Origin of the sequence: Streptomyces panacea, assembly GCF_040560175.1 — a bacterium.
GTDB classification, from domain to species: domain Bacteria; phylum Actinomycetota; class Actinomycetes; order Streptomycetales; family Streptomycetaceae; genus Streptomyces; species Streptomyces panacea.
On the sequence record NZ_JARJHW010000294.1, the window covers coordinates 1 to 5,377 of the forward strand.

The window sequence follows — 5,377 nt, forward strand, 5'->3', positions numbered from 1 at the left end:
AGACTCTGAAGACACCCCCTAGGGCGGGTCGATCTCCGTGACCGCCGCGAGCAGTTGGAGCGGGTGCTCGTCGCCCTGCCAGGACACGCCCACCGCCACCCACCGGCCCCCGGTCCGCCACAGGTGCGCGAGGCCGACCCCGTCGGACAGTGCGCGCCACGGCTCCGGTATCTCCTCGCCCTCGGCGGCGCGCACCCGGGTGCTCCAGAGGCTGACCGGCTGCGGCTCCCCCCACCGCGCCGCCAGCACCGACGTGAGTGCGGCGCACTCCGCCTCGTACTGCTCCGCCTCCTGCGCGCGGCGCGACCCGTCGGTCTCCCGGAAGCTCTCGCCGAGCGCCAACTCCGCCAGGTGATACCCCGGCCCGCTCGTCCCCACCCCGGACCCGGCGCGCTCGGCGGGGAAGGACCGGGCACACAGCAGATCGATGGTGGCGAGGTGCTGTGCGGTGCTCATGACTCCAGTAAAGCGCCCGGCACTGACAATTGGCAGGCCGTCAGGCACCTCCCCCACACCCCCCGCCTCTCGCCCTCCGACCGGTCACTTCCGGCCGTCGAAGGGAGCTTTCCGGCAAGGCCCACGCCCCGTGCCGTCGTCCGTTAGCCGCCTCGGCGACCACCGAGTACCATCCGGCAGACACGCGCACGAGCTGGGAGGACTGACCGTGGGGCGGCTGACCGGCGGGGACCCTTCCTTGTTGCGGCGGATCAACTCCGCCGTGGTGCTGCACGCCCTGCGGGGTGCCGATTGCCCCACCTTCACCGATCTGACGCGGATCACCGGTCTGTCACGGCCCACGGTCGAAGGCGTCGTCGAGGGCCTGATGGAGATCGGCCTGGTCGTCGAGTCGGCGCCGGGCGAGGGTGAGGCCCGCCGGCAGGGCCGTCCCGCGCGCAGGTTCCGGTTCCGGGCCGAGGCCGGGCATCTGCTGGGCATCGAGATCGGGCCGCACCGGGTGGCCGCGCTGCTGTCGGGGCTCGACGGCCGGATCATCGGCGCCAGTTCGCGCGACGCCACGGAGACCGCGTCGGCGGACGAGCGGCTCGACCGGGTGCGGGTCGTCGTCAGCGACGTGCTGCGCCGGGCGGGGGTGGCGCGCAGTTCGCTGCGGGCCGTCGGTGTCGGCAGCCCCGGCATCGTGGAGGCCGACGGGACGGTACGGCTCGGTACAGCGCTGCCCGGGTGGACGGGCCTGGCGCTCGGCGAGCGGCTGCGGCGCTCGTTCCGGTGTCCGGTGCTGGTGGAGAACGACGCCAACGCGGCCGCCGTCGCCGAGCATTGGAAGGGCGCGGCCACCGATTCGGACAACATCGTCTTCGTCCTGGCGGGACTCAGCCCGGGGGCCGGGTCGCTGATCGGCGGGCGGCTGCACCGCGGCTTCCACGGCGCGGCCGGTGAGATCGGGGCGCTGCACCTGCTGGGGCGCGAGGTGACGCCGGAGAAGCTGCTGTCGACGACCGACGAGCCGCTGCATCCGCTCGACGAGCGGGCGGTGGCCCGCGTGTTCGCGCTGGCCAAGCAGGGTGACTTCGGGGCGAAGCAGGCGATGGAGCGCTTCATCCAGCGGCTGGTGCACGACGTGGCCGCACTGGTCCTGGCGCTCGACCCGGAGTTGGTGGTCGTCGGCGGCTGGGCGGCCGGCCTCGACGGCGTACTCGACCCGCTGCGGGACGAGCTGTCCCGGTACTGTCTGCGCCCGCCCCGGGTGACGCTGTCGCTGCTGGGCGAGGCGGCGGTGGCCACGGGCGCGCTGCGCCTGGCGCTGGACCACGTCGAGGAGCAACTGTTCGCCGTCGAGGGGACGGTGACGGCCCGCCGCTGAGACAGGGCGACGGGCCGGAGTCGAATCGCAGGAAGCGCCGAATCGTACGAAGCGCGGTCAGGGAGCGCGGTCAGGGAGCGCGGTCTGGGAGCGGGGTCAGGATGCCTTGCGGTCGGCGGCGTGGTGGCTTATCCGCACGTCACCGGTGTCCCCGAAGGTGAGCCGGCAGGTGTCGGCCCGGTAGGTCGCCACCGAGACGGCGGCCGTACGGCCTCCGGAGAGATAGCGCGTGGTGACGACGAGCACGGGCGCGCCGGGCAGCCGGTCCAGTTCCTTGGCGTCGTCCACGCGGGCCGAGCCCAGCTCGACGGCCCGGTCCTGGCCCTCCATGCCGAGCCGCTGGAGCTCGCGCAGCACGCTGCGCGCGCGGGCGGGGCCCGAGGGAATGTCTATGGCGGGCAGCTCCGGCACGGACGCCGACGGCACGTAGAGAAGCTCGGCCGCCACGGTCTGGCCGTGGGTGACGCGGGTCCTGCGGACGGTGTGGACCTCGTCGGCCGCGTCCGTCCCGAGCATCTTGGCCACAGCGGGGGGCGCCACGGCCGACACCGAGTCGACAGGCTGCCACGCGTCCGGGTCGGCGCCCGGCCACTCCTGCTGGGTGGTCGACACGTCGACACCCACACGCGGGGGCGCGACGGTCGTGCCGACGCCGCGACGGCGCTGCAGCCGGCCTTCGAGTTCGAGCTGTTCGAGTGCCTGGCGGAGCGTGGCGCGCGCGACTCCGAAGCGGGCGGCGAGGTCGCGTTCGTTGGGCAGGACCTCCCCGACCGCGAAATCGGAGTCGAGTGCCTGGCCCAGCACGGTCTTGAGGTGCCAGTACTTCGGCTCCGGCACAGTTTCGAGCTGCGTGGTCCCCACCGTGATCCTCCGCAATCGCCGTGTCCCCGGCGGCTTTTCCCAGCACTTGTTTATTAAAGGTTCCTGCACTAACTCTCCGAGAGTAGGACGGCCGATCGTCTTGGTCAAGACCAATCCTGCGGGCATCGACCGGCGGAATCGCACTCTGCCACAGATCGTTCACGCAGAGTTCGCAGGTTTGGCGTGAAACGACGGCATCAGCAGGTGGGAGCGCCGGGGGCGCGGACCTGACGTGTCGGGACAGACACATACAGGCATGTCAGAGGGTGCCGACCGGCTCGCTCTCCGCGGCCCGGCGGGCCGCTCCCCGCGCCCGGAACGCCCCGGAGCCGAGTGCCACGCCGACGCCCACCAGCAGGCTGCCGGCCGCCTGGGCGGGGCCGTACGCCCCCGTGCCGACGAGGGGCGCGGTGAGTGCCGCGGCCACCGGGATGAGGCCGGAAAAGAGCGTGGCCCGCTCGGCGCCGATGCGCTGCGTTCCCATGTACCAGCAGATGAAGCCGATCACGGTCACGACGGCCGCCTGCCAGCCGAGCGCGAGCGCCTCCTCGCCGGTGGGTACGCGGACGAACCGGGCGCCGTCCAGGACGAGCCCGGCGATCGTGGACCCGATCGCGGCGAGGCCGGCCACGGTCGCGGAGAGCAGTCTGGGTCCGAGCGGACGCAGTACGGGGACGGCCAGCACGGCGAAGCCGACCTCGCCGACGAGCGCGGCGACGGACCAGCCGAGGCCGGCTGCGTCCGTACGGCCCCAGCCCTGGACGGTGAACGCGCCGACGGCGACCACCAGCGCGCCGTACACCACGGGGCGCGCGGGACGGCGCCGGCTCAGCAGGGGGAAGAGGACGGCGACGACGACCGGCGCGCAACCGACGAGAACACCGGGGACCGCGGGCTCGGCGGTGCGTTCGGCGGCGATGACGGAGAGGTTGAAGCCGACCATGCCGATGCCCGCGACGGCGGCGAGCCTGCCCCACTGCCCGGAGGTGAGGGCACGCAGGGACGCGGCGGCGCCCCGGCCGACGAGCGGGAGGAGGAGCAGACAGGCGATGCCGTAGCGCAGGGCCTGGCCGCCGGCGTACGGGTAGTCGCCGAGAACGCTGTTCGCGGTGAAGGAGGCGCCGACGAGGACACAGGCGAAGGCGGCGAGGAGCATCCCGGCCGGTGGGGAGCCGGGGGAAGTGGCTTTCATGACGGCGACGCTACGGAGCGAGGTGGTCCGGTTTAAGGTCCACTTCCATGACGGTATCGAGGACCACTTCGGGTGTTGCCACTGGTGGGGACGGCGGGTCGGGGACGGCGTGGACCGACGCGTGGGAGGTGGAGCTCGCCTCCGCGCCCGCCCGGCGGCGTGGGCGGGTGCTCCAGTCCGCCCTGCGTGAGGCGGTGCGGTCGGGGCGGCTCGCGGCGGGCACCCGGCTGCCGTCGAGCCGTGAGCTCGCGGGGGATCTCGGGGTCTCGCGGGGACTGGTCACGGACGCGTACGAACAGCTCACGGCCGAGGGCTATCTGCGCAGCGGGCAGGGTTCCGGGACGTGGGTGGGCGATGCCGTACGGGCGGCGGCGCGCGGGACCCGTGACCGGGCGCCCCATCCGCCGGGCGCGCGCGCCGACTTCGTGCCTGGCACGCCGGACCTCTCACTCTTCCCGCGCGCCGCGTGGGGTGCCACGCACCGGGCCGTACTGGCGCGGCTGCCGCACCGGGCGCTCGGCTATCCGGATCCGCGGGGCCTGCCTGAGCTGCGTACGGCGCTGGCGGCGATGCTCACCCGGCGGCGCGGGGTCGCGGCCGACCCGGAGCGGCTGCTGGTCTGTTCCGGGGTGGCGCAGGCGATGACGCTGCTCGGCTTCGCGCTGCACGGGCGCGGGGTGCGGACGGTGGGTCTGGAGGATCCCGGCAGCCCGGAGAACGGGGCGGTGCTCGGCTCGGCCGGTCTGCGTTCTGTCCTCCTGCCGCTGGACTCCGACGGTCCGGTGCCGGGCGCGCTGGAGCGGTCGGGCGTACGCGCGGTGGTGACGACCCCGGCCCACCAGTACCCGTCCGGCATCGCGTACTCGGCGGCGCGCCGGACCGAACTCCTCGACTGGGCGCGGTCGGTGGACGGTTTCGTGCTGGAGGACGACTACGACGGAGACTTCCGCTACGACCGGGCGCCGGTGGGCGCGTTGCAGGGGCTGGATCCGGAGCGCGTCGCGTACATGGGCTCGGTCAGCAAGTCGATGGCACCCGGTCTGCGGATCGGCTGGCTGCTGGCGCCGGAGGAGCTGACCGAGGAACTGGTCGAGCGCAAACGCACCATGGACCTCGGCAATCCCGTACTGGAGCAGGCGCTGCTCGCGGACTTCGTCGAACAGGGCGGCTACGACCGCCACTTGCGCCGCTGCCGGCTGGCGTACCAGCGGCGCAGGGACACCCTGATCGCCGCCCTGGACGAGCGCTTCCCCGGCACCGAGGTCAGCGGTATCGCGGCGGGCCTGCACGTCATCGCGGTACTGCCGGGGCGTTACGGCCCCGAGGCGCGGTTCCTGGCGCGCGCGGCGGCGGCCGGTGTCGCGCTGCGCCCGCTGGCGTACCACGGCACGGCGCGGCCGGACGACGGGCGGGTCCGGCTCGTCATGGGGTACGCGCACCAGTCGCCGTCCGACATCACGCGCGGGGTGCGGCTGCTGGCGGAGGCGGTCGGGCGGGGCCTG

5 protein-coding genes are annotated in these 5,377 nt (G+C 73.7%); 2 read left to right on the forward strand and 3 right to left on the reverse strand.

The window, feature by feature from the left end:
- Window positions 1-18: 18 nt before the first annotated feature.
- Complete coding sequence (locus P3L51_RS34755; protein WP_354609361.1) at window positions 19-456, reverse strand: hypothetical protein; 438 nt, start codon at window positions 454-456, stop codon at window positions 19-21.
- Window positions 457-664: 208 nt separating this feature from the next.
- Between P3L51_RS34755 and P3L51_RS34760 the strand changes: the two genes are divergently transcribed.
- Window positions 665-1,822: an ROK family protein gene (locus P3L51_RS34760; RefSeq protein WP_354609362.1), complete on the forward strand. Its 1,158-nt coding sequence runs from the start codon at window positions 665-667 to the stop codon at window positions 1,820-1,822.
- 96 nt (window positions 1,823-1,918) lie between these two features.
- Here P3L51_RS34760 and P3L51_RS34765 read toward each other — a convergent pair whose 3' ends face one another.
- Both P3L51_RS34765 and P3L51_RS34770 read right to left on the reverse strand, forming a co-directional pair.
- Window positions 1,919-2,683, reverse strand: coding sequence for a GntR family transcriptional regulator (locus tag P3L51_RS34765; RefSeq protein WP_354609363.1), 765 nt, complete (start codon window positions 2,681-2,683; stop codon window positions 1,919-1,921).
- A gap of 259 nt (window positions 2,684-2,942) precedes the next feature.
- Window positions 2,943-3,875 (reverse strand): DMT family transporter, encoded by a 933-nt coding sequence (locus P3L51_RS34770; protein WP_354609364.1) that lies wholly within the window; start codon window positions 3,873-3,875, stop codon window positions 2,943-2,945.
- A 47-nt stretch (window positions 3,876-3,922) separates the two neighbouring features.
- Between P3L51_RS34770 and pdxR the strand changes: the two genes are divergently transcribed.
- A partial coding sequence (gene pdxR / locus P3L51_RS34775; protein WP_354609365.1) for a MocR-like pyridoxine biosynthesis transcription factor PdxR occupies window positions 3,923-5,377 on the forward strand: 1,455 nt, incomplete at its 3' end.

Bases quoted from the DNA above. Each gene is read 5' to 3' on its own strand.
- P3L51_RS34770 (WP_354609364.1), bottom strand. From the start codon at position 3,875: ATGAAAGCCACTTCCCCCGGCTCCCCACCGGCCGGGATGCTCCTCGCC.
- P3L51_RS34755 (WP_354609361.1), bottom strand. From the start codon at position 456: ATGAGCACCGCACAGCACCTCGCCACCATCGATCTGCTGTGTGCCCGG.